Raw genomic sequence first — 24521 nt, 5'->3', positions numbered from 1 at the left:
AGGGCGGAAGCATGAAGCATAGATGGTCGTGCGCGCTCATAAAAAACAGGTGGAATGAACGAAACTGTGTGATTGCGCATTTCACTTCCGAAATAGGCAAATGGAGTAACCTTATGCGATCAAACAGCCTGGCAGCGGCCTTCCTCATCACCCTCCTCGGCACCCTCGCCACGACTGGCACATCCCGCGCCGCGAGCTTCAATTGCGACGCGCAGAATCTGCAGCCGGACGAGAAGACGATCTGCGATGTGAGGGCGCTCAACGATGCCGACGTGAAGATGGTGACGACCTTCGACCTGCTCTCCGGCCTGCTCGCCATGGGTTCGCGTGGCACGCTGCAGGATGAGCAGTCCGCCTGGTTGAAGAAGCGGCAGGCCTGCGGCGCGGATGTCGGATGTTTGACGTCATCCTATCAGGAGCGGATGAAGGAGCTGGATGAGACGTATAAGAGAATCAATCGGCCGATCTAAAAGTAAAATCGCGCCCCAAAGACAAAACCCCTGATTTGTAATCAGGGGTTTTGCGCTTGCTTTAGATGGTCGGCTATTACTTCCCGCCCAGATCCCTGACGGCGCCGCGGTCCGCGCTGGTCGCAAAGGCCGCATAGGCCTTCAGCGCCGTGGTGACATTGCGCTTGCGCTTTTCGGCCGGGAACCAGCCCTTGGCGTTCTGGGCTTCGCGGCGGGCGGCGAGTTCGGTCTCATCGACGCGCAGGCTGATCGTGCGATTCGGGATATCGATGTCGATCATGTCGCCTTCGCGCACCAGGCCAATCGTGCCGCCATTGGCCGCTTCGGGTGAGGCGTGGCCGATGGAGAGGCCCGAAGTGCCGCCGGAGAAGCGGCCGTCGGTAATCAGTGCGCAAGCCTTGCCGAGGCCTTTCGACTTCAGATAGCTGGTCGGATAGAGCATTTCCTGCATGCCGGGGCCGCCCTTCGGACCTTCGTAGCGGATGACGACGACGTCGCCGGCCACGACCTGGTTGCTGAGGATGCCCTTTACGGCCGAATCCTGGCTTTCGAAGACCTTGGCAGGACCGGAGAACTTCAGGATCGATTCATCGACGCCGGCCGTCTTCACGATGCAGCCGTCGAGCGCCAAATTGCCCTTCAAGACGGCGAGACCGCCATCCTTGGAGAATGGATGCTGGGCATCGCGGATGACGCCCTTTTCACGATCGAGATCAAGCTCTTCCCAGCGCGCGCTCTGGCTGAAGGCAACCTGCGTTGGGACACCGCCAGGGGCCGCGCTGAAGAGCTCCAGAGCCGCCTTGTTGTCGGTCACCGCAATATCCCATTGCGCCAGTGCCTCGCCCAGCGTTGGGGCGTGGACGGTCGGCAAATCGGCATTCAACAGCCCGGCACGGTTCAGTTCGCCGAGGATCGCCATGATGCCGCCGGCGCGATGCACGTCTTCCATGTGAACGTCTGCCTTGGCCGGTGCCACCTTGGAAAGGCAGGGAACACGCCGAGACAGGCGATCGATGTCATCCATGGTGAAATCGATTTCACCCTCATGCGCTGCCGCGAGGATATGCAGAACGGTATTGGTCGAGCCGCCCATGGCGATGTCGAGCGCCATGGCATTCTCGAACGCACCCTTGCTGGCGATTGTCCGCGGCAGCGCCGTGACATCGTCCTGCTCGTAATAACGCTTCGCGAGAGCGACGACACGGCGACCAGCCTCAAGGAAGAGTTCCTTGCGGTCCGAATGGGTGGCGAGAGTCGAGCCGTTGCCGGGCAACGACAGGCCGAGCGCTTCCGTCAGGCAGTTCATCGAATTGGCGGTAAACATGCCGGAACAGGAACCACAGGTCGGACAGGCCGAACGCTCGATGGTGGCGACGTCCTCGTCGCTGATCTTGTCATCGGCAGCAGCAACCATGGCGTCGACCAGATCGAGCGCGACCTTCTTGCCATGCATGACGACCTTGCCGGCTTCCATCGGGCCGCCGGATACGAAGACCGTGGGAATATTGAGGCGCAGCGACGCCATCAGCATGCCGGGGGTGATCTTGTCGCAGTTGGAGATGCAGACCATCGCGTCGGCGCAATGGGCATTGACCATGTATTCGACGCTGTCGGCGATCAGCTCGCGCGAGGGCAGCGAATATAGCATGCCGTCATGGCCCATGGCGATACCGTCATCGACGGCGATGGTGTTGAATTCCTTGGCAACACCGCCGGCAGCTTCGATTTCACGCGCGACGAGCTGGCCGAGATCCTTCAGGTGAACATGGCCGGGCACGAACTGGGTGAAGGAGTTGACCACCGCAATGATGGGCTTGCCGAAATCGCCGTCCTTCATACCCGTCGCGCGCCAAAGGCCGCGCGCGCCCGCCATGTTGCGGCCGTGAGTCGTGGTTCTGGAACGATAAGCTGGCATGGTGTATTCCTCGTCGTCTCGGAAATTGTGAGGCGCCGGCCGGCCCTGGCTTTGCGCCAAAGGGAGCGCCGACATTCCTGCTTTTTGGAATTGTCCTAATCCAATCGCACCGGACTGTCACTATCAACTCGGCCGAATCCGGTACGCCGTAAGGGCAAACGCCGCCTCAGGCCGTTTGTCGGGCGTATTCATCAGCCAAATGACGTGAACACGCGAGCAAGCCGTTTCTTCGATCACGGACAGACACAAAAAATTGGTTTCCGTTCGAAAGAAATACAGGCGTAAGACCGTAACAAATCGTGCGTCCCGTACGTAGAGGTCGTATCATCTCTACGATCGCTGAAAGGACTATAGCATGCCTTCCTATCGCCCGCCAAAGATCACCTCCTCCGAGATCACACCGCGCTCGATCTATCTCAGGCGCCGGGAGTTCCTGACGGCGGCGGCAGCTGGAGCCGGCTTGGCCATCGCCGGCGGCAAGAGTGCACTGGCGGATCCGCTGAGCGCAACGAAGAGCAACTATACGGTCGACGAGAAGCTGACGCCGATCAAGGACGTCACCACATACAATAATTTCTACGAATTCGGCCTCGACAAGGCCGACCCAGCGAAGCTTTCCGGCAACTTCAAGCCGCGCCCGTGGACCGTCAAGGTCGACGGCATGGTCAACAAGCCCGGCACTTTCGACATCGATGCGCTGATCAAGGAATTCCCACCGGAAGAGCGTGTCTACCGCATGCGCTGCGTCGAAGCCTGGTCGATGGTTATTCCTTGGGACGGTTTCCAGCTCTCGGCCCTGCTCGACAAGGTAGAGCCGCTCGGCAGCGCCAAGTTCGTCGCCTTCGAGACGGTCGTGCGGCCATCGGAAATGCCGGGGCAGTCAGGCCTCCTCCAATCCCTGGACTGGCCCTATGTCGAGGGCTTGCGGCTCGATGAAGCGCGCAATCCGCTAACGTTGCTCGCCGTCGGGCTCTATGGCGAGACGCTGCCGAACCAGAACGGTGCGCCGATCCGGCTCGTCGTACCCTGGAAATATGGCTTCAAGGGCATCAAGTCGATCGTGCGTATCACGCTCACCGACAAGCAGCCGATGAACACATGGCAGGTGGCCAACAGCCAGGAATATGGCTTCTACGCCAACGTCAACCCGGCGGTCGATCATCCGCGCTGGAGCCAGGCAACCGAGCGGCGCATCGGCGAAGGTGGCTTCTTCGGCTCCAATCGCCACCCCACCCTGCCCTTCAACGGTTATGCCGACCAGGTCGCAAGCCTCTATGCCGGCATGGATCTGAGGGCGAATTTCTGATGGCTGTCTCTCTTGCCCTGCCCAAGCGCTGGCAGCCCGCTTCCGTCTGGGCGCTCTATGTCGTCGGCCTGATACCGGCCGCGTGGGAATTCTATCTCGGCGCCACCGATCAGCTCGGCGCCGATGCGGTAAAGACCTTTGAGCTGTTCCTCGGGCTTTGGGCGATCCGCTTCCTGCTGCTGACACTCGCCGTCACCCCGGCGCGCGATCTGTTCGGCTGGAACTATCTGCGCTATCGCCGCGCGCTCGGCCTGCTCTGTTTTTACTACGCGCTGATGCATCTGGCTGTTTACATGATCCTCGATCAGGCGCTCGATGTCGGAGCGGTGATCGACGATGTGCTGAAGCGGCCATTCATCATGTTCGGCATGGCCGGGCTGGTGATGCTGCTGGTGCTGGCCGTGACCTCGAATAGTTTCTCGATCAAGCGCCTCGGCAAGAAATGGATCTGGCTGCACCGGCTGGTCTATATCATCGCCGCCTGCGGCGCGTTGCATTTCGCGCTGTCGACCAAGGTCCTGTCGCTGGAGCAATTTATCTATATCGGCCTACTGGTCGCCATGATCCTCTACCGGTCGTATCGGCCGATCATGATGGAGCGGCGCAGGGCGGCACGGAAACCATCCGCCTCTGCCCGATCAAAGGCTGCGTGACGCAAGGGACTATTCGACCGTTGTGCCGAGCGAAGCCTGCTTCTGCTGGCCGTCGGAGATCTCGACGGTCGCCGTCAGGCCGGCGATTAGCTTGGTGCCGTCGGGAACCTTATCAAGCGCAATGCGAACCGGCACGCGCTGCGCCAAGCGAACCCAGCTGAAGGTGGGCGTGATGTTGGCGAGCATGCTGCCGGAGGTGCGTTCGCGATCCTCTATGCCGTTGGCGATGCTCTCGACATGGCCGGTCAGCTTTTCGGTCTGGCCCATCAGGTGGATGGAGACCTCGTCGCCGACATGGATGCGCGGTAACTTCGTTTCCTCGAAATAGCCCTCGACGCGCAGGGAATCGCTGTCGATCAGCGCCACTTCGGCGCTGCCGGCTGTCACGTAGTCGCCCGGACGCAGGCTGAGGTTAGAGATCCTGCCGTTGACGGTGGCGCGAACCTCGGAGCGATCGAGATTGAGCTGGGCGAGATCGCGACTGGCTTGCGCCTGGCGGAAGGATGCATCGGCCTGCTGTTCGGCGGTCAGTGCCTGTTCTTTCTGCTGCAGGGAACCTGCGTCGCCGAGACGCGACTGCCGCTGGTTTTCACGATGGGCCTGATCGAGCGCGGCCTTGCTGCTTTCAAGCGCGGCGTCGGCCTGCGCCAGCGCAATGGCGAAACGCTCCCGGTCGACGCGGAAGAGGACATCGCCCTTGTTGACGGTCTGGTTGTCCTTGACCAGCACGTCGCTGACGAGGCCAGCGACATCCGGCGCGATGCCGACGACATCGGCGCGCAGGCGCGCATCGCGCGTCCACGGCTCATCCATGTAATGCCCCCAGAGTTCGCGACCGACGAAGACAGCTCCGACGACAAAGACAAGAGTAACGAAAAGGCGGCCGATCATTTTGAACGTGTTCATGTGAAGTACCAACGGGAGAGTGAGGAGATGGCGCCAAGCAGCAGGACGTAGAGCGCGAGATCGAAGAGACCGCGATGCCAGACTAGGGCGTAGGCCCCGACCCGTGCGAGAAGGCGCCGAAGGGGAATGACGGCAAGCAGCGTCACGAGCATCAGGACGAGGAGGCGTGGGATATAGACGCCATAAAGATCGAATTCTGCGGGCATGATATTACTCGGCGGCAATGGAAAGGAGTGAGGATGTGTCCGACATGGGCGGCTGCCAGCTTGCCGGCGGCTCCGCATGGGGAAAGAGCGCCCGGCGCAGGCCGACCAGGGCATCGAGGCTAGGACGACCCGCAGACCCATCCCGAAGCGCGATGGCCTCCAGGCTGTTGTCGATCGACTGGCGCAATCCATCCGATGGATCGATGGCCTGCCCGGCCTTTACCCGCGTGCGATAAAAATCCGCGACGCCGGAAAGAACCGTGCCGACCGACGAGGCGCCGGTGGTACTCAGCTGCGGACGCTCCTTCTGGAGCATCAGCACGTTGAAGCCCAGGCGAACGTCGGCATAGCCGTCGACCTTTTTCAGCTCGCGGTCTTCGACAGCGGCAAGGCGGGGAACGAGTTGGCCGAGGCGATCGAGGATGCGGCCCGACAGGCGCATATGATCGCCTCTCCGCGCACCGGCGGCGGTTTCGGCAAGATCGCTCCAGCCGGCCTTCACCAACCGTGATGCGGCGAGTTCCGAGCCGAACGGCCGCGTGAGCTGTGTCCAGACCAGAGCAAAACCTATGCCGGCAAGGGCCGCGACCGCTCCGTTGATGAAGGTCGTGAAATCGGCGGTGTAGCGATCCTGCAACGCAATGAAGGTGGCACCGTTCACCATCAACAGCATGGCGAGCATGTTCGATTGCGGCCGCGGGATCAGCAGGCCGATCGTCAGGAAGGGTGGCGCGAAGGCCAGCACGAGCAATTCGTAGCTGTTGAGACCAGGCAATACGCCGAAGATATAGACGAAGGCAATCACCAGGCTGAATGCGGTCCAGACGAACATCGAGGTGATGAACGGCGCCGGGCGGTCGAGCGCGGCAAAGAAGGAACAGGCGACGGCGGCCATGGTTACGAAGCCCGCCCCATCTTCCCATCCGGTGAATATCCAGAGCAGGCAGGCGACGACGATGCCGACGACCACCGATCCGGCGGAGAAAGCCAGCAAGGCATAGTCATAGTGCCGGCTGCGTCCGACAACGTCACGGTGGCGGAAGGCCGGGCGCCATACGCCTCCTTGTTTGCCGGCGACGATCTCGTTGCGCAGCGTCAGGCAATCTTGCCACAGATCGACGATTTCCTTCAGTCGTGCGAGCGCGCTGGACAGCACGAGATCATCCCAGTTCAGATCGGGATCGGCATTCTGCAAAGCCTCGATCTTTCCGGAGAGGAGGATAGCCGTCTTATCGGCTTCGCTCTTGCCGCCCTTATTCAACCAATCGGCCACTTCGTTCATGACTGCGAGGAGTTCCGGCGGCAATGCCTTTTCCCGCGCCTTCAACGCATGCAGACGATCGGCCAGCGACGAGAAGAGCGGGAGTAGCATCAGCAGACGACCGCGCAGCTCGCGGGAATGGCGGACAATGTCCCGGCTGTCGGCATCATAGCCAAGCTGACTGATGATGAGATCGAGCCCGGTGACATCGGAGGCGAGTTTCTGCCGCTTCAAGGGCGTGGCGGGTGACGCGCCCTCCCCGCGCAGGATCGCGTCGGCCCAGCTGCCGGCATCGTCGAGCCATGTCGTGATGCGCTGGCCAAGGACCGAACGCACGCTGATCGGAAAAAAGACGGCGCTGACGACACTGGCGCAGGCAATGCCGATGAGGATTTCTTCCGAGCGGGCAAGCGCAACGTCAAAGACCGTTTCCGGAGCGCCGACGGTCGGCAGGGCGATCATGGGAAGCGTGTAGCCGGCCAGCATGAAGACGTAGCTGCGCGAAGTCCGGTCGAGCATCGATATGAACAGCAGCGTGCCTGTCCACAGCGCGATGACGATGGAAAGAAGCATGGGCGCATTGACGAAAATCGGAACGAAAAATACGGCGGCGGAGGCGCCCAGGAGCGTGCCGAGCGCGCGATAGAGCGCTTTCGAGCTCGTTGCCCCCGCAAGCGGATTGGCAACGACGTATACGGCCGCCATCGCCCAGTAAGGGCGCGGAAGGTCCAGAGACAATGCGACGAACAGCGCGAGCATGGCGGCCACAAAGGCCTTGGCGGAAAACAGCCAGTCACGCCAGGACGGAAGGGTCATAATGCCTCCTCGCGCTGCTGATTGGTTCCGGATGCCTTCGGCGCCTCGAAATCCTCGAAGGCCTGCAACACGCGGATCGCGGCTTCGATATCGGCCTTGTCGACATTGGCCAGGATCCGGCCCCGCAATTCGTCAAGCGTCTCCTCCATGCGGGCCGCGAGCGCCTCGCCTTCGGCGGTCAACCACAGACCTTTTGCCCGGCGATCCGTCGGATCATCCTTGCGCACGACAAGTCCAAGACCTTCGAGCTGATCGAGCAACCGCACCAATGATGGCCCTTCAATGCCGACGTAGTTCGCAAGCACCACCTGCCGCACCCCGCCGCCGAGGCGGCCGATCCACAACAGAGGTGCTGCGGACGCCTCCGAGATCCCGTGGGAACTCAGGACAAGATCAACAACCCGCCGCCACTGGCGACCGGTCGTCAGAAGGTTGGCTGTGAAGATGCGCTGTAATGCGTTGAACGATTTCATGGCTATCTATTAGCATTAAATTAGTTAGGATTCAAACTATATGGATGAAATGAGCCCGCCAAATTGGAAGGGCAGCTATGCAATCAAGGAGGAGAACTGAAGGGGATTTTTATCCGGCAGGATTCTGCCGAGCACTCCTTACCGCCGAAAGGGCGGCATCAAGCGCCAGAGCTGCGCCTATCCCTGCGACATAGGCCAATATGTTCCATAGGGAGAACACCCGCCCCAGCAATAGAGCGCCTGCCGTCGTCAATCGAAAGGCGTCCAGCCATGGCGCATGAACCAGCCCAAAAAATTCGACGCAAATGGCAATCAATGCCGCGGCTCCGGCGATCCTTCCAGGTTTCGCAGTGACCCGCATCGACGCCAGCAGAAGATAAACCATCGATCCCCACAGGATCGAGCCGCCATATTTGACGACTGTAAAAGGCAGATGCACTTCGTATCCGAATCGCCTGAGCATGAGACCACAGGCGATCGTCAGGACGAGAGCGGAAAGCAGTAGCACTCTTCTTTTCCGGACTTCCAAACGTCGTCCCTCACTGGCAAAGCAGGCATTAGCCTCGGACGCAGGTAGCCCGCCATCCCCATGAAAAGCAAGAGCACGCCGCACGGCCCTGGATACGGAAAATTCACGCGTGCCGATACAATGTTGAGCTGCAATTTCGCCACGCTCTTCCTGTCATCAGCATTGTCACCCGAGACGTTATCAGCGCCACGAGCGAGAACCGTTGAAATGCCCAAAGCCGCTGCCCTCGAAAAGCTTCTGCCGTCTTTCGATAATTATCTCACCCGCGTGCCCGCCCGTTCCGGTCTGAAAGGCATCCGCCGCTTCGCCGTCGAGTTCCTATTCTTCGGTATCAAGGAGGCGCGCGCCTGTCTTTTCGTGGGTCTGTTTTTCCTGGCGATCTTCACGGTTCCACATGCGGGTATCCTTCACATCCCACGCTATGATGTCCTGCTGATCATTGCACTCGCCGTTCAAATCGGGATGGTTTGGGCGAAGCTGGAAAGTATCGACGAATTGAAGGCCGTCTGCCTCTTCCATATTGTAGGCTTCGCGCTCGAAGTCTTCAAAACGTCGGGCAGCATACAGTCATGGACCTATCCCGACTTTGCCTACACCAAGCTCTTCGGCGTTCCGCTATTTTCCGGCTTCATGTACGCCGCCATCGGCAGCTACATCATCCAGGCGTGGCGACTGCTCGATCTTCGCATCAAGCACCATCCGCCCTATTGGATGGCGGGGCTAATGGCGATCGCCATCTACGCCAATTTCTTTACGCATCATTATATCGGCGATTACCGCTGGTATATTGCAGCTTGCACGCTGGGGCTCTATGCGCGCTCGACAGTCGTCTTCCGCCCTTACGACCGCGACCGTAGCATGCCGCTGCTGCTATCTTTCATCCTGATCGGGTTCTTCATCTGGCTGGCGGAAAATATCAGCACCTTTTTTGGCATCTGGAGATACCCAAATCAGCTCGGCGCCTGGTCTGCGGTCCACATCGGAAAATGGAGCTCCTGGTCTCTTCTGGTCATCATGATTTTCACCATCGTCGCCAATCTGAAGCACATCAAGAAACACGTTCATATTCCGCAATAGTGCTGCAGCACGAAAACGGCGTCCCAGGACACAAGAAACACAAAAAGGCCGGATGATCGCTCATCCGGCCTTTTGATTGTCTATCCGAAGCGAGCCTTAAGCGGCTGCGGCTTCTTCCTCGGCGGCAACGCGGGCCTTATCGGCTGCGCCCTTGGCAGAGGTGTCGCGATCGACGAACTCGACGACGGCGAGAGCGGCATTGTCGCCCTGGCGGAAGCCAGCCTTCATGATACGCAGGTAGCCGCCGTTGCGGGTGGCGTAACGCGTTGCGATCGCATCAAACAGCTTGGCGACGACAACGGCGTCGCGGATCTGCGAGATGGCCTGACGACGAGCGTGCAGGTCGCCGCGCTTGCCGAGGGTAACCAGCTTCTCGACGATCGGGCGAATTTCCTTCGCCTTCGGCAGGGTGGTTACGATCTGCTCATGGGTGATGAGCGAAGCCGCCATGTTGGCGAACATCGCCTTACGGTGGCTAGCGGTTCTATTCAGCTTGCGGCCGGCTTTACCGTGGCGCATTGCTATTCTCCTTCACTTGCAGGCTTCATCCACCTGCAGTTTGATTGGTTAGTATTGGTCTTCGTAGCGCTTGGCGAGATCTTCGATGTTCTCAGGCGGCCATGCCGGCACTTCCATGCCGAGGTGCAGACCCATGGAAGCGAGAACTTCCTTGATTTCGTTCAGCGACTTGCGACCAAAATTCGGCGTGCGGAGCATTTCTGCTTCGGTCTTCTGAATGAGGTCGCCGATATAGACGATGTTGTCGTTCTTCAGGCAGTTTGCCGAGCGAACAGACAGTTCCAATTCGTCCACCTTCTTGAGGAGCGCCGGGTTGAAAGCGAGTTCGGTAACTGCTTCTTCTTCGGCTTCCTTCTGCGGCTCGTCGAAGTTGACGAACACGCCAAGCTGATCCTGGAGGATGCGAGCCGCGAAAGCGACGGCATCTTCACCGGTGATCGAACCATCGGTTTCGATCGACATGCTCAGCTTGTCGTAGTCGAGAACCTGTCCTTCGCGGGTATTTTCAACCTTGTAGGACACCTTCTTGACCGGCGAATAAAGGCTGTCGACCGGGATGAGACCGATCGGAGCATCTTCCGCACGATTACGCTCGGCCGGGACATAGCCCTTGCCGTTATTGACGGTGAATTCCATGCGGATTTCGGCGCCCTCGTCGAGCGTGCAGATCACATGCTCGGGGTTGAGGATTTCGATATCGCCAACCGTCTGAATGTCGCCAGCCGTTACGACGCCGGGGCCCTGCTTGCGGACCACCATGCGCTTGGCATCATCGCCATCCATCTTGATGGCGATTTCCTTGATGTTCAGCACGATGTCCGTCACATCTTCCCGGACGCCCGGGATAGAGGAGAACTCATGCAGCACGCCGTCGATCTGCACGGCCGTCACAGCGGCACCGCGCAGAGAAGACAGCAGAACGCGACGCAGCGCGTTGCCGAGGGTGAGGCCGAAGCCACGCTCCAGCGGTTCGGCCACGAGCGTTGCCTTGGTACGGCCGCTCGAGGTGAACTCGACCTTGTTCGGCTTAATCAGTTCCTGCCAGTTTTTCTGAATCATATTCTTGCCTTCCGTTCGTTGCCACCATCCAATCGTGGCAACCGAGCTTGAAAAGCACCGAGCCGGACACATATGCGCCGGCCGGTGTCGTGAGTGGCGATGATCAGACGCGGCGCTTCTTGCGCGGGCGGCAACCATTGTGCGGGATCGGCGTCACGTCGCGGATGGACGTGATCATGAAACCGGCAGCCTGGAGCGCGCGCAGAGCGGATTCACGACCGGAACCCGGACCGCAAACTTCAACTTCCAGCGACTTCATGCCATGTTCCTGGGCCTTCTTGGCGCAGTCTTCAGCAGCGATCTGGGCAGCGAACGGGGTCGACTTGCGCGAACCCTTGAAGCCCTTGGCACCAGCGGACGACCAGGCAATAGCGTTGCCCTGTGCGTCGGTGATGGTGATCATCGTGTTGTTGAAGGTCGAGTTGACGTGCGCAACGCCCGACGAAATATTTTTACGCTCGCGACGGCGAACGCGTACGGCTTCCTTGGCCATGGTAGTCCTTTCTTGGATCTCTGCACCGCCGTAATGCCAGCGGCTCCACCGGAGCAGCGCCCGATCGGCGCCGTTCCAAACTCAAAAGAGGCCGGCGCAGACCGCCAGCCTCCTACACCCGGTTTCCCGGAAATTACTTCTTCTTACCAGCGATGGCCTTTGCCGGACCCTTGCGGGTGCGGGCATTGGTGTGGGTGCGCTGGCCGCGAACCGGAAGGCTGCGACGATGGCGCAGGCCACGGTAGCTGCCAAGGTCCATCAGACGCTTGATGTTCATCGAGGTTTCACGACGAAGGTCACCTTCGACCTGATAATCGCGATCGATGGTTTCGCGGATCTGCAGAACTTCAGCGTCCGTCAACTGGTTGACGCGACGCTCGGCCGGAATACCGACCTTCTCGCAGATTTCCTGTGCAAACTTCGGTCCGATCCCGTGAATGTAGCGAAGCGCAATAACTACGCGCTTTGCAGTCGGGATGTTGACGCCAGCGATACGAGCCACGCCTGTTCTCCTTGCATTCCTTTTGCCTAAGCAAAGGGCTTTGTTATGCAGCCCGGGAGCTGCTTGTTCGATTGGGTCCGCAACACGTCAAAACGACCGTACCCGGACTTCCCGATGGAAATCCGCGCCGATCGCTTGGTATGTCGCGAGTTGGCGCGGTGTTTAACGGAATCAGTGCAAAAAAGCAACCGCTCCCGGCAAGTTTATTTTAAGCTATCTAAAGCTTAGAGAGGATCGCCTCGATATCGGCGGTCACATGTTCGATATCCGCCATGCCGTCGACCGACTGAAGCTTGCCCTTGGCATAGTAATAGCCGATGAGCGGCGAGGTTTCCTTGTAGTAGACCTGCAGACGTTCGACGACCGTTTCCCTGTTGTCGTCAGCCCGGCGCTTGAAATGCGTGGAACCGCAACGGTCGCACACGCCCTCCACCTTCGGCCTCAGGTTTTCGTCGTGATAGCCGGCGCCGCAGTTGGCGCAGGTATAACGGCCCGAAATACGATCGGCGAGCACGGCGTCATCCACCTTGATCTCGATCACAGCGGAGAGCTCGAGGCCCTTCGCCTTCAACATCGCTTCCGTCGCATCTGCCTGAACGAGCGTGCGCGGAAAACCATCGAGGATAAACCCCCTAGCGCAATCCGGTTGATCGATTCGCTCGGACACGATGGCATTGACGATGTCGTCTGAAACAAGCTTGCCGGCGTCCATGACGGCCTTGGCGCGCTTGCCTACTTCAGTCCCGGCCGCCACGGCGGCCCTCAGCATATCCCCCGTGGAAAGCTGCGGAATGCCATGCTTTTCCACGATACGCTGGGCCTGGGTTCCCTTACCTGCACCCGGCGGCCCTAAAAGTATCAATCTCATCGCCCCCTCTTTCCTCCACGCAACTTCGATTTCTTGATCAGGCCTTCATACTGCTGTGCAATCAGGTGACCCTGAATCTGTGCCACCGTATCCAGCGTTACGCTAACCACGATCAGAAGCGAAGTGCCACCCAGAGCCAACGGAATACCGGTCTGGGACACGAGAATTTCCGGCAGGATGCAGACGAAGACGAGATAGATCGCGCCGATGACCGTGATGCGGGTCAGCACATAGTCGATATATTCGGCGGTGCGATCACCCGGGCGGATACCCGGAATGAAGCCGCCATGCTTCTTCAGATTGTCGGCCGTGTCTTTCGGATTGAAGACCAGGGCGGTGTAGAAGAAAGCGAAGAAGGCGATCAGGGCGGCGTAGAGCACCATGTAGAGCGGCTGGCCGTGACCGAGGGCGGCGACGATCGAGGTGACCCATGTCGGCAGCGCCGTGTTGTTGCCGAGACCGGCAATGGTTGCCGGCAGCAGCAGCAGCGAGGAGGCGAAGATAGCCGGAATAACGCCCGACGTGTTGAGCTTCAGCGGCAGATGCGACGTGTCACCCTGGAACATGCGGGTGCCGACCTGGCGTTTCGGATACTGGATCAGCAGGCGGCGCTGGGCGCGCTCGACGAAGACGATCAGCGCGATGACCAGGACAGCCACGACAAGCACGAGCAGAATGAGGCCGGTCGACAATGCACCGGTGCGGCCAAGTTCGAGCGTGCCAGCAAGTGCCGTCGGCAGACCGGCTGCAATGCCCGCGAAGATGATCAGCGAAATACCGTTGCCGATACCACGCGAGGTCACCTGCTCGCCGAGCCACATCAGGAACATCGTGCCGCCGAGCAGCGTGATGACGGTCGAAATACGGAAGAACCAACCCGGATCGAGGACGACGCCATTGCCATGCTCAAGGCCGATCGCAATGCCATAGGCCTGCAATGCGCCGAGCAGCACCGTGCCGTAACGGGTGTACTGGTTGATGATCTTGCGGCCCTGCTCGCCTTCCTTCTTCAGGTTCTCAAGCGCCGGCACGACCGAGGTCATGAGCTGCACGATGATCGAAGCGGAGATGTAGGGCATGATTCCGAGCGCGAAAATCGCCATGCGCTGGACGGCGCCGCCGGAAAACATGTTGAAGAGGCCGAGAATGCCACCAGACTGATTCTGAAACGCCTGGGCATAGGCCGCCGGATTGAGGCCCGGAAGCGGGATATGAGTCCCCAGTCGGTAAACCAGGAGAGCTCCGAGCGTGAACCACAAGCGCTTCTTGAGATCCTCGGCTTTGGCAAAGGTCGAGAAATTGAGATTGGACGCCAATTGTTCCGCAGCAGAAGCCATGCAAATCTCCGCACTACCAATTCCGGCAAAATCGGCCGGGTCCGGAATCAGTTTTCAAATTGTTCAAAAGCCGGGCTTTGGACGGATTGCACTGCAATCGGATGCCTCACCCTGGGGTCCCGTTATTCACCGGAAAGACACAGCTGCATCATTCAGGTTCGTGAGGCTCACATATGGGAGCAAAATCGCCCGGTGTGAAGCACCCCGGGCGACTTATTGATAAGATTATTCTGCGGCAGAAGCGAGCAGCTTGATGGAACCGCCAGCCTTTTCGACCTTTTCGACCGCCGGCTTGGAGGCGCCTGCAACTTCCAGCGAAATCTTCGCCTTCAGTTCGCCGTCCGAGAGAACCCGAACGCCGTCCTTGACGCGGCGAATCACGCCGGCAGCCTTGAGAGCGGCAGCATCAATGGTCTTCTTGGCATCGAGCTTGCCGGCATCAACCGCAACCTGGATGCGCGCCAGCGATACGACAACGTAATCGGCAGCGAAGATGTTGTTGAAGCCGCGCTTCGGCAGACGACGGTAGATGGGCATCTGACCGCCTTCGAAGCCGTTGATCGCAACGCCCGAACGGGACTTCTGACCCTTAACACCACGGCCGCCGGTCTTGCCGGAGCCGGAGCCGATGCCGCGGCCGAGGCGCTTGCGGCTATGGGTCGAGCCTTCGTTATCCTTGATCTCATTCAATTTCATAGCGAATACCTCCGGCTCACTTCTCGTCGACAACGCGAACGAGATGCTGGACAGCACGGATCATGCCACGAACAGCCGGAGTATCTTCCAGCGTGCGGCGACGGTGCATCTTGTTCAGTCCGAGACCGATCAGCGTCTTCTGCTGAACATCCGGACGGCGGATCGGGCTGCCAATCTGCTCGACCGTAACGGTCGCCTTGGCTTCAGCCTTCTTGGTCGTCTTGGCCATAGGTCAAACTCCCTTATTCTTCAGAGGCATTGCCCGAAGCGCCACGACGAGCCTGCAGGGTGGCATACTTGATGCCGCGCTGAGCTGCGATGTCCTTCGGGTGAACCTGGTGCTTCAGGGCGTCGAACGTAGCGCGAACCATGTTGTACGGGTTCGACGAACCGGTCGACTTGGCAACGACGTCGTGAACGCCGAGCGTTTCGAAAACGGCGCGCATCGGGCCGCCGGCGATGATACCGGTACCGACCTTGGCCGAGCGCAGCAGAACCTTGCCGGCGCCATGACGGCCATGAACGTCGTGATGCAGCGTACGGCCGTCACGCAGCGGTACGAAGATCAAGTCGCGCTTGGCGCTTTCGGTGGCCTTGCGGATGGCTTCCGGCACTTCGCGTGCCTTGCCATGGCCGAAGCCTACGCGGCCCTTCTGGTCACCAACAACGACGAGAGCGGCGAAACCGAAACGGCGGCCACCCTTTACGACCTTCGCGACGCGGTTGATCGCGACCAGCTTGTCGACGAATTCGCTATCGCGCTCTTCACGGCTCTGACGGTCATCCCGCGAGCCCCTCTTTTCCTGTGCCATTGTCCTCTTCCTTTTTCTTTTCCGGGTGCAATCGGCAAACAACAAGGACCGCATGCCCTCCCCTTACGGGGAAACGTGCGGTCCGGTGAATATCCGGCCGGCGCTTAAAGCTGCCGGCCGGAAACTTGATCAGAAGGACAGACCGCCTTCGCGGGCTGCTTCAGCCAGGGCCTTGATACGGCCGTGGTAAATGAAGGCGCCGCGATCGAACACGACTTCCTTGACGCCGGCCTTGGTGGCACGCTCGGCGACGAGCTTGCCAACGAGGGCTGCGGCTGCGGTGTCGGCACCGGTCTTCAGAGAACCGCGCAGATCCTTATCGAGAGTGGAGGCAGACGCAAGCGTCTTGCCGGCCACATCATCGATGACCTGAACGTAGATGTTCTTCGACGAGCGATGAACCGACAGGCGCGGACGGCCATTGGCCACCGACTTGAGTTGACGGCGCACGCGGTTGGCACGACGTGCAAGTGCTTCTTTCCTGCTAGCCATTTCGCGTGATCCTTACTTCTTCTTGCCTTCTTTGCGGACGATCCGCTCGCCGGCATACTTGACGCCCTTGCCCTTGTAGGGCTCAGGACCGCGATATTCGCGGATTTCAGCGGCAACCTGGCCGACCTGCTGCTTGTTGATGCCGGTGACGACGATTTCCGTCGGCTTCGGCACAGCAATGGTAATGCCTTCCGGCGGCTCATAGATCACGTCGTGGCTGAAGCCGAGCGCGAGCTGCAGGTTCTTGCCCTGCAGGGCGGCACGGTAGCCGACGCCGTTGATTTCGAGCTTCCGCTCGTAGCCTTCCTTAACACCCTTCAGAATGTTCTCGATCATCGTGCGGGACATGCCCCACTTCGAACGAGCATCCTTGGAGTTGCTAAGCGGCGTTACGACAATTGCATTATCTTCCAGCTTGAGACCGATTTCGTCGTTAGCAACGAAAAACAGTTCGCCCTTGGGGCCCTTAGCAGTCACCTTCTGGCCATCAACCGAGGCCGTGATTCCTGCAGGCACCTGAACGGGCTTCTTACCGATACGAGACATTTTTTCAAACCTGTCTGTTTCGAGAGAGATCCATGTTCGATCTTAGAAGACCGAGCAAAGAACCTCACCACCAACATTCTGTTCACGAGCCTGGTGATCGGCCATCACACCCTTCGGAGTCGAAAGGATGATGATACCGAGACCGTTCGCGACCTGCGGAATGGACTTGACCGAGACATAAACTCGGCGGCCCGGCTTAGACACACGGCCGATCTCGCGGATCACCGATGAGCCTTCATAGTACTTGAGTTCGATGCTGAGCTCAGACTTGCCGTTGCCGAAATCGACGACGGAGTAGCCACGAATGTAGCCTTCAGCCTGGAGAACATCGAGAACGCGTGCACGGAGCTTGGAAGCAGGCGTCGAAACCGACGACTTGCGACGCGAAGCGCCGTTGCGGATGCGGGTGAGCATATCGCCCAAAGGATCAGTCATAGTCATCTAATCTGCTCCTTACCAGCTCGACTTGACAATGCCCGGCACCTTGCCGAAATTGCCGAGTTCACGCAGCGCGATACGCGACATGCGCAGTTTGCGGTAGTACGCACGCGGACGGCCCGATACTTCGCAACGGTTGCGAATGCGGGTCTTCGATCCATCGCGCGGGAGCGATGCCAGCTTCAGTGTGGCCTTGAACCGGTCCTCGATCGGGAGAGACTGGTTCATGATGATTGCCTTCAGAGCAGCCCGCTTTGCGGATTGAGTGGCAACCGTATTGCGGCGGCGCTTGTTCTTTTCAACTGCGCTTGTCTTCGCCATATTTAGGTTCCTTTTCTACGCTCGTCGTTACGGTTATTGACGGAACGGGAAGTTGAACTCTTTCAGAAGAGCCCGAGCTTCGTCATCCGTTGTCGCCGTCGTGCAAACGATGATGTCCATGCCCCACATCTGATCAACCTTATCGTAGTTGATCTCAGGGAACACAATGTGCTCCTTGATGCCCATGGCGAAGTTGCCACGACCGTCAAAGCTTTTCGGGTTCAGGCCGCGGAAGTCGCGAACGCGCGGGAGCGCGATGTTGACCAGACGATCCAGGAACTCATACATACGGGCGCCGCGAAGGGTTACCTTGGCGCCGATCGGCATATTTTCGCGGACCTTGAAGCCAGCGATGGAGTTGCGCGCATGGGTGATGACCGGCTTCTGGCCAGCGATCGCTGCGAGGTCGGCGGCAGCAACAGTCGGCTTCTTCGAATCAGCCGTTGCTTCGCCAACGCCCATGTTGATCACGATCTTGTCCAGCTTCGGGATCTGCATTTCGTTGGCGTAGGAGAACTTCTCCTGCAGCGCCGCACGAATGCGGGCAACATATTCCTTCTTGAGCCGCGGCTCGTACTTTACCTCAGCCATCGATCACTTCTCCCGAGGTCTTGGCCACGCGGACCTTCTTGCCTTCTACAACCTTGAAACCGACGCGGGTCGGCTTGCCGTCCTTGTCGACGATTGCCAGGTTGGACAGGTGAAGCGAGGCTTCCTTGCTGATAATGCCAGCTTCCTGGGTCTGCGTCTGGCGCTGATGGCGCTTGATGACGTTGACGCCACGGACGACCGCACGGTCTTCCTTCGGCATTACTTGAATGACTTCGCCGGTACGACCTTTGTCCTTGCCGGCCAATACGACAACCTTGTCGCCTTTACGGATCTTTTGCATCGCTCCGCTCCCTTACAGTACTTCTGGAGCCAGCGAGATGATCTTCATGTGGTTCTTGGCGCGAAGTTCGCGCGGAACCGGTCCGAAGATACGGGTGCCGATCGGCTCTTTCTTGTTGTCGATGAGGACTGCTGCATTGGTATCGAAGCGGATGACGCTGCCATCCGGACGACGGATGTCCTTGGCGGTGCGAACGACCACCGCCTTCATCACGTCACCCTTCTTCACGCGGCCGCGCGGAATGGCTTCCTTGATCGAAACAACGATAACGTCGCCGATCGAGGCATACTTGCGCTTCGAGCCGCCCAGCACCTTGATGCACATGACACGACGTGCGCCGGAATTATCCGCCACGTCGAGGTTTGTTTGCATCTGAATCATGTCAGGTCGCCTTCTTGTTGTTACCGGAATGGTTGGGCTGAACAGCCCCCTATCCCGGCTTATGGACTAGTCTCTTGTCTGATTTCTCCAGCGCGCGGAACCACCAGGGTTACCTTTGCCGGCCATCAATAAAGCAAAAGAACGCTCGTACTCGAGCGTCCTGCTTCCAAGCTCGTGCTTCATACAGATATTTCGCCCAAGCGCAAGGGCCTGAGCGAAATTCTGTTACTTGGACTGGGCGGAAACGACCGTCCAGGTCTTGTCCTTGGAGATCGGCGCGCATTCCTCGATGGAAACGGTGTCGCCGACCTTGTACTGATTGTTTTCGTCGTGAGCCTTGTACTTCTTGGAACGACGAACGGTCTTCTGGAGCAGCGGGTGAGCGAAACGACGCTCAACACGGACAACTACCGTCTTCTCGTTCTTGTCGCTGACCACGACGCCCTGCAGAATGCGCTTCGGCATGTTATTTTTCCTTTAGGCCTTTGCTTCTGCCGCCTTCTGGCGGGCAATGGTTTTCACGCGGGCGATATCCTTGCGGACTTCGTTGATGCGCGAGGACTTTTCAAGCTGGCCAGTTGCCTTCTGAAAGCGCAGATTGAACTGCTCCTTCTTCAGCTTGGCAAGCTCGTCCTTGAGTTGGTCGGCGCTCAGGGCGCGAACATCTGCGGCTTTCATGAGCTTCTTCCTTACTCTGCAATGCGCTGCACGAAGCGCGTCTTGACCGAGAGCTTGGCGGCGCCGAGGCGCAGAGCCTCACGAGCGATTTCTTCGCTCACACCATCGATCTCGAACATCATACGGCCGGGCTTGACCTTGCATGCCCAGTATTCGACAGAGCCTTTACCCTTACCCATACGGACTTCGGTCGGCTTTGCGGTTACCGGAACATCCGGGAACACGCGGATCCATACACGGCCGGCACGCTTCATGTAGCGTGTGATCGCGCGGCGAGCCGCTTCGATCTCACGAGCGTTGACGCGGTTGGGCTCCTGCGACTTCAGGCCGAATTCGCCGAACGCCAGATCAGAACCACCCTTGGCAACGCCCTTGATGCGGCCCTTAAATTGCTTCCGGTACTTCGTACGCTTTGGCTGCAACATTTTTCTATTCTCCGAACTTATCTGCCACGTACGCTATCAAGCGTTATCGCGGCGGCGGTCTCTATCGCGATCACGGCTAGCCGGACCCTGGGCGTCGCCTTCCAGCGCACGGCGTTCGGAGGCCATCGGATCATGCTCAAGGATTTCGCCCTTGAAGATCCAAACCTTGATGCCGCAGATGCCGAATGCGGTTTCTGCTTCAGCCGTACCGTAATCGATATCGGCGCGCAGCGTATGCAACGGCACGCGACCTTCGCGATACCATTCCGTACGAGCGATTTCAGCGCCGCCGAGACGGCCACCGCAGGTGATCTTGATGCCTTCGGCGCCAAGACGCATCGCGGACTGAACAGCGCGCTTCATGGCGCGGCGGAAAGCCACGCGGCGCTCGAGCTGCTGAGCGATCGACTGGGCAACCAGAACAGCGTCGATTTCCGGCTTGCGAACTTCAACGATGTTGAGGTGCGTTTCGGAATTCGTCATGTCCGACAGCTTCTTGCGGAGCTTGTCGATGTCTGCGCCCTTCTTGCCGATGATCAGGCCCGGACGAGCCGAGTGGATCGTGACGCGGCACTTCTTGTGCGGACGCTCGATGACCACCTTGGAGATACCAGCCTGCTTCAGTTCGTCCATGACGAACTTACGCATCTTCAGATCTTCGTGGAGAAGCTGGCCGTACTCGGCATTGTCCGCAAACCAGCGGCTATCCCAGGTACGGTTGATGCCGAGACGAAAACCGATTGGATTGATTTTCTGACCCATTATGCGGCCTCCCCTTGAGCTTCCACAGCTTCCACTTCACGAACAACGATCGTCAGGTGGGCGAACGGACGCTCGATGCGAGACGCACGACCACGGCCACGAGCGTGAAAACGCTTCATGACGATCGACTTGCCGACGTAGGCTTCCGCCACGACCAGCGAGTCAACGTCGAGATCATGGTTGTTCTCTGCATTGGCGATCGCAGATTCAAGCGTCTTCTTGACGGCGCCTGCGATACGCTTGCGGGAGAATTCCAGCTCTGCGAGTGCACGATCAACCTTCTTGCCGCGGATAGATGCTGCAACCAGGTTGAGCTTCTGCGGGCTGACGCGGAGCGTGCGCGCAATTGCCTGCGCTTCATTGTCCTTCAGCCGGCGTTCGGCTTTTGCCTTGCCCATTGTTACTTCCTCTTCGCCTTCTTGTCCGCGCCGTGACCGTAGTAGGTGCGGGTCGGGGCGAACTCACCGAACTTGTGACCGACCATGTCTTCGTTGACACTGACCGGAATGTGCTTGCTGCCGTTGTAGACGCCGAAGGTAAGACCAACGAACTGCGGCATGATCGTGGAGCGACGGCTCCAGATCTTGATTACTTCACTGCGTCCGCCTTCGCGCACCTTCTCAGCCTTCTTGAGAAGATAGCCGTCAACAAACGGACCTTTCCATACTGAACGAGCCACTTGAGACTTCCTCTCTTACTTCTTGCGCTGATGGCGCGAGCGCATAATCATCTTATCGGTCGACTTGTTCGACCGCGTGCGCTTGCCCTTGGTCGGCTTGCCCCATGGGGTCACCGGATGGCGACCACCGGAGGTACGGCCTTCACCACCGCCGTGCGGATGGTCGACGGGGTTCATGACGACGCCGCGAACGTGCGGCTTCTTACCGCGCCAACGCGAACGACCGGCTTTACCGTCGTTGATGTTGCCGTGGTCCGGGTTGGAAACCGCACCGATCGTTGCAAGGCAAGTGCCGTGCACGAGGCGCTGTTCGCCGGAGTTCAGGCGAAGGATCGCCATGCCCTGGTCGCGGCCGACGAGCTGAGCGTAACCGCCAGCGGAGCGAGCGATCTGACCGCCCTTGCCCGGCTTCATTTCCACATTGTGGATGATGGAGCCGACCGGAATGAACTGAAGCGGCATGGTGTTGCCAGGCTTCACGTCCACAGCCTTCTCGGAAGCGATGACCTTGTCGCCGGCAGCAAGGCGCTGCGGAGCAAGGATATAGGCCTGGTCGCCGTCAGCATACTTCACCAGAGCGATGTATGCGGTGCGGTTCGGGTCATATTCGATACGCTCGACGGTTGCTTCAACGTCGAACTTGCGACGCTTGAAGTCCACCAGGCGGTAGGTACGCTTGTGACCACCACCCTGGAAACGCACGGTGATGCGGCCGGTATTGTTACGGCCACCCTTGGAGGACAGGCCTTCCGTCAGCGACTTGACCGGCTTGCCCTTGTAGAGGGACGAGCGATCGACGATGACCAGCTGACGCTGGCTCGGGGTCGTCGGATTGAATGTTTTCAATGCCATTTTCTTATTCCTCAGAGACCGGTGGAGACGTCGATCGACTGGCCTTCGGCGAGCGTCACGATAGCCTTCTTCACGTCCTTCTGCTTGCCGACGAGACCTTTGAACCGCTTGGTCTTGCCGAGGCGCAGCAGAGTGTTAACGGCCGTAACCTTGACGCCGAACAGAGCTTCGACGGCAGCCTTGATTTCAGGCTTCGTCGCGGTCTTGGCAACGTTGAAAACAACCTGGTTGTTGTCCGAAAGCAGAGTGGACTTTTCGGTGATCGCAGGAGAAACGATCACATCGTAATGGCGAAGATCCGTCACTTGAATCGCTCCTCTAGAGCTTCAACTGCAGCCTTGGACAGCACAAGCTTGCCGCGGCGCAGGATATCGTAAACGTTGATGCCCTGAACCGGCAGAACATCGATATTCGGGATGTTAGCGGCTGCGAGCTTGAAGTTGCTGTCGAGCTCTGCACCACCGATGAAGAGCGCGTTGGTCAGGCCGAGCGTCTCGAAAGCGCCGGCAAGAGCCTTGGTCTTGGCATCCGCTGCGACCAGGTTATCGAGAATGATGACATCCTCGGCCTTGAGCTTGGCGGACAGAGCGAGACGCAGGCCGAGGGCGCGAACCTTCTTCGGCAGGTCATGCTCGTGGCTGCGCACTACCGGGCCGTGAGCCTTACCACCGCCGCGGAACTGCGGAGCACGAGCTGAATGGTGACGAGCGCGGCCCGTACCCTTCTGCTTGTACATCTTGGCGCCGGTGCGCGAAACTTCCGCGCGGCCCTGAGCCTTGTGCGTGCCCTGGCGCTTCTTGGCGAGCTGCCAGCGAATGACGCGTGCGATGATATCTTCACGCGGCTCAAGGCCGAAAATCGCGTCAGAAAGGGAAACCTTCCCAGCGTCTTTGCCCTCGAGGGTCTTGACGTTCAATTCCATTGGTTTGGCTCCCTTACTTCGCTGCCGACTTGACGGCATCGCGTACGATGATCCAGGCACCCTTGGAGCCGGGAACTGCGCCCTTGACGAGGATCAGACCGCGATCTTCGTCGGTCGATACCACTTCGAGGTTCTGCGTCGTGACGCGCGTCTGGCCCATGTGACCAGCCATCTTCTTGTTCTTGAACACCTTGCCCGGATCCTGGCGCGAGCCGGTCGAACCGTGCGAACGGTGCGAAACCGACACACCGTGCGTGGCGCGCAGACCGCCGAAGCCGTGGCGCTTCATGGCGCCGGCAAAGCCCTTACCGATCGTCGTGCCGGTCACGTCGACGAGCTGACCCGCCGAAAAGTGAGCTGCCTTGATCTCGGTGCCGACTTCAAGCAGGTTATCGTCCGAAACACGGAATTCAACGAGCTTGGCCTTCGGCTCAACGCTGGCAACGGCGAAGTGACCGCGAAGGGCCTTCGACGTGTTCTTGACCTTAGCCTGGCCGGCACCGAGCTGAACTGCGGTGTAGCCATTCTTTTCTACTGTGCGCTGGGCTACGACCTGGCAGCCTTCCATACGCAATACGGTTACCGGGACATGCTCGCCGGCGTCGTTATAGACGCGGGTCATTCCCACCTTCTGTGCAATCACACCTGAACGCATCGGTTCAATCCTTCTCACTCAGCTCGAGAACCAGAGGTCTCAGAGCTTGATCTCAACATCGACACCGGCGGCGAGATCGAGCTTCATCAGCGCGTCTACCGTCTGCGGGGTCGGGTCAACGATGTCGAGAAGGCGCTTATGTGTGCGCATCTCGAACTGCTCGCGGCTCTTCTTGTCGATGTGCGGGGACCGGTTAACCGTGAACTTCTCGATACGGGTCGGAAGCGGAACGGGGCCCCGGACGCTAGCACCGGTGCGCTTAGCCGTCGATACGATCTCGCGCGTGGAAGCGTCGAGAATCCGATGATCGAACGCCTTAAGGCGGATGCGGATATTCTGGCCGTTCATTCGACTTTATCCTTGTGTCTGTTACCTGCGCGCCTCTCTAAGAGACACGTCTTTAACTTTAGTTACTCGAGGCGGGCCACCGGTTTCAAAGATCGAGAGGGACACCAGTTTCGGTGTCCCTATCCTTAATCTCCGGGCGTTGGCCCAGCCGCCTAATTACTCAACGATGCTGGCAACGATGCCAGCGCCGACGGTACGGCCGCCTTCACGGATCGCGAAGCGCAGCTTTTCT

General features: G+C 59.2%; 37 protein-coding genes and 1 pseudogene. 4 read left to right on the top strand and 34 right to left on the bottom strand.

Features of this window, described 5'->3' with window-relative positions:
• Positions 1-113 precede the first annotated feature (113 nt).
• Positions 114-470 carry a lysozyme inhibitor LprI family protein gene (locus AB6803_RS30570; protein WP_371112365.1) on the top strand — a complete coding sequence of 119 codons (357 nt, stop codon included), beginning with the start codon at positions 114-116 and terminating at the stop codon, positions 468-470.
• A gap of 76 nt (positions 471-546) precedes the next feature.
• On the opposite strand, the gene ilvD is transcribed toward AB6803_RS30570, so the two are convergent.
• Positions 547-2385 carry a dihydroxy-acid dehydratase gene (gene ilvD, locus AB6803_RS30565; protein WP_371112364.1) on the bottom strand — a complete coding sequence of 613 codons (1839 nt, stop codon included), beginning with the start codon at positions 2383-2385 and terminating at the stop codon, positions 547-549.
• Between the two features lie 355 nt (positions 2386-2740).
• Between ilvD and msrP the strand changes: the two genes are divergently transcribed.
• Both msrP and msrQ read left to right on the top strand, forming a co-directional pair.
• Positions 2741-3691: a protein-methionine-sulfoxide reductase catalytic subunit MsrP gene (msrP, locus tag AB6803_RS30560; RefSeq protein WP_371112363.1), complete on the top strand. Its 951-nt coding sequence runs from the start codon at positions 2741-2743 to the stop codon at positions 3689-3691.
• The gene (gene msrQ, locus AB6803_RS30555; protein ID WP_371112413.1) at positions 3688-4344 is read left to right on the top strand and encodes a protein-methionine-sulfoxide reductase heme-binding subunit MsrQ; all 657 of its coding nucleotides are present in this window, start codon (positions 3688-3690) and stop codon (positions 4342-4344) included. Before msrP ends, msrQ begins: the two co-directional genes overlap by 4 nt.
• 9 nt (positions 4345-4353) lie before the next feature.
• On the opposite strand, the gene AB6803_RS30550 is transcribed toward msrQ, so the two are convergent.
• The 5 genes from AB6803_RS30550 to AB6803_RS30530 all read right to left on the bottom strand — a co-directional run bounded on the left by AB6803_RS30550 (position 4354) and on the right by AB6803_RS30530 (position 8514).
• A complete protein-coding gene (locus AB6803_RS30550; RefSeq protein ID WP_371112362.1) occupies positions 4354-5250 on the bottom strand; it encodes an efflux RND transporter periplasmic adaptor subunit in 897 nt (298 codons plus the stop codon).
• A complete protein-coding gene (locus tag AB6803_RS30545) occupies positions 5247-5456 on the bottom strand; it encodes a DUF1656 domain-containing protein (RefSeq protein ID WP_371112361.1) in 210 nt (69 codons plus the stop codon). Before AB6803_RS30545 ends, AB6803_RS30550 begins: the two co-directional genes overlap by 4 nt.
• A gap of 4 nt (positions 5457-5460) precedes the next feature.
• A complete protein-coding gene (locus AB6803_RS30540; protein ID WP_371112360.1) occupies positions 5461-7533 on the bottom strand; it encodes an FUSC family protein in 2073 nt (690 codons plus the stop codon).
• Positions 7530-8006, bottom strand: coding sequence for a MarR family winged helix-turn-helix transcriptional regulator (locus AB6803_RS30535; RefSeq protein ID WP_371112359.1), 477 nt, complete (start codon positions 8004-8006; stop codon positions 7530-7532). Before AB6803_RS30535 ends, AB6803_RS30540 begins: the two co-directional genes overlap by 4 nt.
• 109 nt (positions 8007-8115) lie before the next feature.
• Positions 8116-8514: a DUF2809 domain-containing protein gene (locus AB6803_RS30530; RefSeq protein WP_371112412.1), complete on the bottom strand. Its 399-nt coding sequence runs from the start codon at positions 8512-8514 to the stop codon at positions 8116-8118.
• 228 nt (positions 8515-8742) lie between these two features.
• Here AB6803_RS30530 and AB6803_RS30525 point away from each other — a divergent pair, with 228 nt between their 5' ends.
• Positions 8743-9612 (top strand): DUF817 domain-containing protein, encoded by an 870-nt coding sequence (locus tag AB6803_RS30525; protein WP_371112358.1) that lies wholly within the window; start codon positions 8743-8745, stop codon positions 9610-9612.
• Between the two features lie 96 nt (positions 9613-9708).
• Here the strand turns inward: AB6803_RS30525 and rplQ are convergent, their stop codons facing one another.
• The 28 genes and pseudogenes from rplQ to AB6803_RS30385 all read right to left on the bottom strand — a co-directional run.
• On the bottom strand, positions 9709-10131 hold the full coding sequence (gene rplQ / locus AB6803_RS30520) for a 50S ribosomal protein L17 (protein WP_007690793.1): 423 nt from the start codon (positions 10129-10131) through the stop codon (positions 9709-9711).
• Positions 10132-10179: 48 nt separating this feature from the next.
• Entirely contained in the window at positions 10180-11190 is a 1011-nt protein-coding gene (locus AB6803_RS30515) for a DNA-directed RNA polymerase subunit alpha (RefSeq protein WP_007690792.1), read from the bottom strand.
• Positions 11191-11293: 103 nt separating this feature from the next.
• The gene (gene rpsK / locus AB6803_RS30510) at positions 11294-11683 is read right to left on the bottom strand and encodes a 30S ribosomal protein S11 (RefSeq protein WP_003547577.1); all 390 of its coding nucleotides are present in this window, start codon (positions 11681-11683) and stop codon (positions 11294-11296) included.
• Between the two features lie 133 nt (positions 11684-11816).
• Positions 11817-12185, bottom strand: coding sequence for a 30S ribosomal protein S13 (gene rpsM, locus AB6803_RS30505; RefSeq protein ID WP_007690791.1), 369 nt, complete (start codon positions 12183-12185; stop codon positions 11817-11819).
• A gap of 217 nt (positions 12186-12402) precedes the next feature.
• Positions 12403-13053, bottom strand: a complete 651-nt coding sequence (locus AB6803_RS30500; protein ID WP_371112357.1) for an adenylate kinase — start codon at positions 13051-13053, stop codon at positions 12403-12405.
• A complete protein-coding gene (secY, locus tag AB6803_RS30495) occupies positions 13050-14390 on the bottom strand; it encodes a preprotein translocase subunit SecY (protein ID WP_174015509.1) in 1341 nt (446 codons plus the stop codon). Before secY ends, AB6803_RS30500 begins: the two co-directional genes overlap by 4 nt.
• 225 nt (positions 14391-14615) lie before the next feature.
• On the bottom strand, positions 14616-15086 hold the full coding sequence (gene rplO, locus AB6803_RS30490) for a 50S ribosomal protein L15 (protein WP_371112356.1): 471 nt from the start codon (positions 15084-15086) through the stop codon (positions 14616-14618).
• A gap of 16 nt (positions 15087-15102) precedes the next feature.
• Positions 15103-15315 (bottom strand): 50S ribosomal protein L30, encoded by a 213-nt coding sequence (rpmD, locus tag AB6803_RS30485; RefSeq protein ID WP_007690786.1) that lies wholly within the window; start codon positions 15313-15315, stop codon positions 15103-15105.
• Between the two features lie 13 nt (positions 15316-15328).
• A complete protein-coding gene (rpsE, locus tag AB6803_RS30480; RefSeq protein WP_371112355.1) occupies positions 15329-15898 on the bottom strand; it encodes a 30S ribosomal protein S5 in 570 nt (189 codons plus the stop codon).
• Positions 15899-16027: 129 nt separating this feature from the next.
• Positions 16028-16390 carry a 50S ribosomal protein L18 gene (gene rplR / locus AB6803_RS30475; RefSeq protein ID WP_371112354.1) on the bottom strand — a complete coding sequence of 121 codons (363 nt, stop codon included), beginning with the start codon at positions 16388-16390 and terminating at the stop codon, positions 16028-16030.
• A 12-nt stretch (positions 16391-16402) separates the two neighbouring features.
• Entirely contained in the window at positions 16403-16936 is a 534-nt protein-coding gene (gene rplF / locus AB6803_RS30470; RefSeq protein ID WP_153365851.1) for a 50S ribosomal protein L6, read from the bottom strand.
• A gap of 42 nt (positions 16937-16978) precedes the next feature.
• Positions 16979-17377 (bottom strand): 30S ribosomal protein S8, encoded by a 399-nt coding sequence (gene rpsH, locus AB6803_RS30465; RefSeq protein WP_007690778.1) that lies wholly within the window; start codon positions 17375-17377, stop codon positions 16979-16981.
• 12 nt (positions 17378-17389) lie between these two features.
• Positions 17390-17695 (bottom strand): 30S ribosomal protein S14, encoded by a 306-nt coding sequence (rpsN, locus tag AB6803_RS30460; protein ID WP_007690775.1) that lies wholly within the window; start codon positions 17693-17695, stop codon positions 17390-17392.
• A 33-nt stretch (positions 17696-17728) separates the two neighbouring features.
• Positions 17729-18286, bottom strand: coding sequence for a 50S ribosomal protein L5 (rplE, locus tag AB6803_RS30455; RefSeq protein ID WP_007690773.1), 558 nt, complete (start codon positions 18284-18286; stop codon positions 17729-17731).
• Positions 18279-18587 carry a 50S ribosomal protein L24 gene (gene rplX / locus AB6803_RS30450; protein ID WP_007690770.1) on the bottom strand — a complete coding sequence of 103 codons (309 nt, stop codon included), beginning with the start codon at positions 18585-18587 and terminating at the stop codon, positions 18279-18281. The genes rplE and rplX overlap by 8 nt, the downstream gene beginning before the upstream one ends.
• A gap of 12 nt (positions 18588-18599) precedes the next feature.
• Positions 18600-18968 (bottom strand): 50S ribosomal protein L14, encoded by a 369-nt coding sequence (gene rplN, locus AB6803_RS30445; protein WP_003573790.1) that lies wholly within the window; start codon positions 18966-18968, stop codon positions 18600-18602.
• A 225-nt stretch (positions 18969-19193) separates the two neighbouring features.
• Positions 19194-19433, bottom strand: coding sequence for a 30S ribosomal protein S17 (gene rpsQ, locus AB6803_RS30440; RefSeq protein ID WP_007690764.1), 240 nt, complete (start codon positions 19431-19433; stop codon positions 19194-19196).
• A 12-nt stretch (positions 19434-19445) separates the two neighbouring features.
• Entirely contained in the window at positions 19446-19646 is a 201-nt protein-coding gene (rpmC, locus tag AB6803_RS30435) for a 50S ribosomal protein L29 (protein WP_007690763.1), read from the bottom strand.
• Between the two features lie 11 nt (positions 19647-19657).
• Positions 19658-20071, bottom strand: a complete 414-nt coding sequence (rplP, locus tag AB6803_RS30430; protein ID WP_004118395.1) for a 50S ribosomal protein L16 — start codon at positions 20069-20071, stop codon at positions 19658-19660.
• 36 nt (positions 20072-20107) lie between these two features.
• Positions 20108-20833, bottom strand: a complete 726-nt coding sequence (gene rpsC / locus AB6803_RS30425) for a 30S ribosomal protein S3 (protein ID WP_007690761.1) — start codon at positions 20831-20833, stop codon at positions 20108-20110.
• Positions 20833-21231 (bottom strand): 50S ribosomal protein L22, encoded by a 399-nt coding sequence (gene rplV, locus AB6803_RS30420; RefSeq protein ID WP_183692769.1) that lies wholly within the window; start codon positions 21229-21231, stop codon positions 20833-20835. The genes rpsC and rplV overlap by 1 nt, the downstream gene beginning before the upstream one ends.
• 2 nt (positions 21232-21233) lie before the next feature.
• A complete protein-coding gene (rpsS, locus tag AB6803_RS30415) occupies positions 21234-21512 on the bottom strand; it encodes a 30S ribosomal protein S19 (RefSeq protein ID WP_007690757.1) in 279 nt (92 codons plus the stop codon).
• Positions 21513-21527: 15 nt separating this feature from the next.
• Positions 21528-22364, bottom strand: coding sequence for a 50S ribosomal protein L2 (gene rplB, locus AB6803_RS30410; protein ID WP_007690756.1), 837 nt, complete (start codon positions 22362-22364; stop codon positions 21528-21530).
• A gap of 11 nt (positions 22365-22375) precedes the next feature.
• On the bottom strand, positions 22376-22669 hold the full coding sequence (locus AB6803_RS30405) for a 50S ribosomal protein L23 (protein WP_007690755.1): 294 nt from the start codon (positions 22667-22669) through the stop codon (positions 22376-22378).
• Entirely contained in the window at positions 22666-23286 is a 621-nt protein-coding gene (gene rplD / locus AB6803_RS30400) for a 50S ribosomal protein L4 (protein ID WP_007690753.1), read from the bottom strand. Before rplD ends, AB6803_RS30405 begins: the two co-directional genes overlap by 4 nt.
• A 13-nt stretch (positions 23287-23299) precedes the next feature.
• Positions 23300-23941 carry a 50S ribosomal protein L3 gene (gene rplC, locus AB6803_RS30395; protein WP_007690750.1) on the bottom strand — a complete coding sequence of 214 codons (642 nt, stop codon included), beginning with the start codon at positions 23939-23941 and terminating at the stop codon, positions 23300-23302.
• A gap of 39 nt (positions 23942-23980) precedes the next feature.
• The gene (gene rpsJ, locus AB6803_RS30390; protein ID WP_003547547.1) at positions 23981-24289 is read right to left on the bottom strand and encodes a 30S ribosomal protein S10; all 309 of its coding nucleotides are present in this window, start codon (positions 24287-24289) and stop codon (positions 23981-23983) included.
• Positions 24290-24445: 156 nt separating this feature from the next.
• Positions 24446-24521: pseudogene (locus AB6803_RS30385) on the bottom strand (elongation factor Tu); the annotation flags it as partial.

It is taken from the genome of Rhizobium sp. RCC_161_2 (genome assembly GCF_041355235.1).
Taxonomy (GTDB): domain Bacteria; phylum Pseudomonadota; class Alphaproteobacteria; order Rhizobiales; family Rhizobiaceae; genus Rhizobium.
The sequence above is the reverse complement of the archived record's forward strand: the minus strand, read 5'-3'. Positions and strand labels throughout refer to the sequence as shown.

Bases quoted from the DNA above. Each gene is read 5' to 3' on its own strand.
- AB6803_RS30570 (WP_371112365.1), top strand. From the start codon at position 114: ATGCGATCAAACAGCCTGGCAGCGGCCTTCCTCATCACCCTCCTCGGC.
- ilvD (WP_371112364.1), bottom strand. From the start codon at position 2,385: ATGCCAGCTTATCGTTCCAGAACCACGACTCACGGCCGCAACATGGCG.
- msrP (WP_371112363.1), top strand. From the start codon at position 2,741: ATGCCTTCCTATCGCCCGCCAAAGATCACCTCCTCCGAGATCACACCG.
- AB6803_RS30550 (WP_371112362.1), bottom strand. From the start codon at position 5,250: ATGAACACGTTCAAAATGATCGGCCGCCTTTTCGTTACTCTTGTCTTT.
- AB6803_RS30545 (WP_371112361.1), bottom strand. From the start codon at position 5,456: ATGCCCGCAGAATTCGATCTTTATGGCGTCTATATCCCACGCCTCCTC.
- AB6803_RS30540 (WP_371112360.1), bottom strand. From the start codon at position 7,533: ATGACCCTTCCGTCCTGGCGTGACTGGCTGTTTTCCGCCAAGGCCTTT.
- AB6803_RS30535 (WP_371112359.1), bottom strand. From the start codon at position 8,006: ATGAAATCGTTCAACGCATTACAGCGCATCTTCACAGCCAACCTTCTG.
- AB6803_RS30525 (WP_371112358.1), top strand. From the start codon at position 8,743: ATGCCCAAAGCCGCTGCCCTCGAAAAGCTTCTGCCGTCTTTCGATAAT.
- rplQ (WP_007690793.1), bottom strand. From the start codon at position 10,131: ATGCGCCACGGTAAAGCCGGCCGCAAGCTGAATAGAACCGCTAGCCAC.
- AB6803_RS30515 (WP_007690792.1), bottom strand. From the start codon at position 11,190: ATGATTCAGAAAAACTGGCAGGAACTGATTAAGCCGAACAAGGTCGAG.
- rpsK (WP_003547577.1), bottom strand. From the start codon at position 11,683: ATGGCCAAGGAAGCCGTACGCGTTCGCCGTCGCGAGCGTAAAAATATT.
- AB6803_RS30500 (WP_371112357.1), bottom strand. From the start codon at position 13,053: ATGAGATTGATACTTTTAGGGCCGCCGGGTGCAGGTAAGGGAACCCAG.
- secY (WP_174015509.1), bottom strand. From the start codon at position 14,390: ATGGCTTCTGCTGCGGAACAATTGGCGTCCAATCTCAATTTCTCGACC.
- rplO (WP_371112356.1), bottom strand. From the start codon at position 15,086: ATGAAATTGAATGAGATCAAGGATAACGAAGGCTCGACCCATAGCCGC.
- rpmD (WP_007690786.1), bottom strand. From the start codon at position 15,315: ATGGCCAAGACGACCAAGAAGGCTGAAGCCAAGGCGACCGTTACGGTC.
- rpsE (WP_371112355.1), bottom strand. From the start codon at position 15,898: ATGGCACAGGAAAAGAGGGGCTCGCGGGATGACCGTCAGAGCCGTGAA.
- rplR (WP_371112354.1), bottom strand. From the start codon at position 16,390: ATGGCTAGCAGGAAAGAAGCACTTGCACGTCGTGCCAACCGCGTGCGC.
- rplF (WP_153365851.1), bottom strand. From the start codon at position 16,936: ATGTCTCGTATCGGTAAGAAGCCCGTTCAGGTGCCTGCAGGAATCACG.
- rpsH (WP_007690778.1), bottom strand. From the start codon at position 17,377: ATGACTATGACTGATCCTTTGGGCGATATGCTCACCCGCATCCGCAAC.
- rpsN (WP_007690775.1), bottom strand. From the start codon at position 17,695: ATGGCGAAGACAAGCGCAGTTGAAAAGAACAAGCGCCGCCGCAATACG.
- rplE (WP_007690773.1), bottom strand. From the start codon at position 18,286: ATGGCTGAGGTAAAGTACGAGCCGCGGCTCAAGAAGGAATATGTTGCC.
- rplX (WP_007690770.1), bottom strand. From the start codon at position 18,587: ATGCAAAAGATCCGTAAAGGCGACAAGGTTGTCGTATTGGCCGGCAAG.
- rplN (WP_003573790.1), bottom strand. From the start codon at position 18,968: ATGATTCAGATGCAAACAAACCTCGACGTGGCGGATAATTCCGGCGCA.
- rpsQ (WP_007690764.1), bottom strand. From the start codon at position 19,433: ATGCCGAAGCGCATTCTGCAGGGCGTCGTGGTCAGCGACAAGAACGAG.
- rpmC (WP_007690763.1), bottom strand. From the start codon at position 19,646: ATGAAAGCCGCAGATGTTCGCGCCCTGAGCGCCGACCAACTCAAGGAC.
- rplP (WP_004118395.1), bottom strand. From the start codon at position 20,071: ATGTTGCAGCCAAAGCGTACGAAGTACCGGAAGCAATTTAAGGGCCGC.
- rpsC (WP_007690761.1), bottom strand. From the start codon at position 20,833: ATGGGTCAGAAAATCAATCCAATCGGTTTTCGTCTCGGCATCAACCGT.
- rplV (WP_183692769.1), bottom strand. From the start codon at position 21,231: ATGGGCAAGGCAAAAGCCGAACGCCGGCTGAAGGACAATGAAGCGCAG.
- rplB (WP_007690756.1), bottom strand. From the start codon at position 22,364: ATGGCATTGAAAACATTCAATCCGACGACCCCGAGCCAGCGTCAGCTG.
- rplD (WP_007690753.1), bottom strand. From the start codon at position 23,286: ATGGAATTGAACGTCAAGACCCTCGAGGGCAAAGACGCTGGGAAGGTT.
- rplC (WP_007690750.1), bottom strand. From the start codon at position 23,941: ATGCGTTCAGGTGTGATTGCACAGAAGGTGGGAATGACCCGCGTCTAT.
- rpsJ (WP_003547547.1), bottom strand. From the start codon at position 24,289: ATGAACGGCCAGAATATCCGCATCCGCCTTAAGGCGTTCGATCATCGG.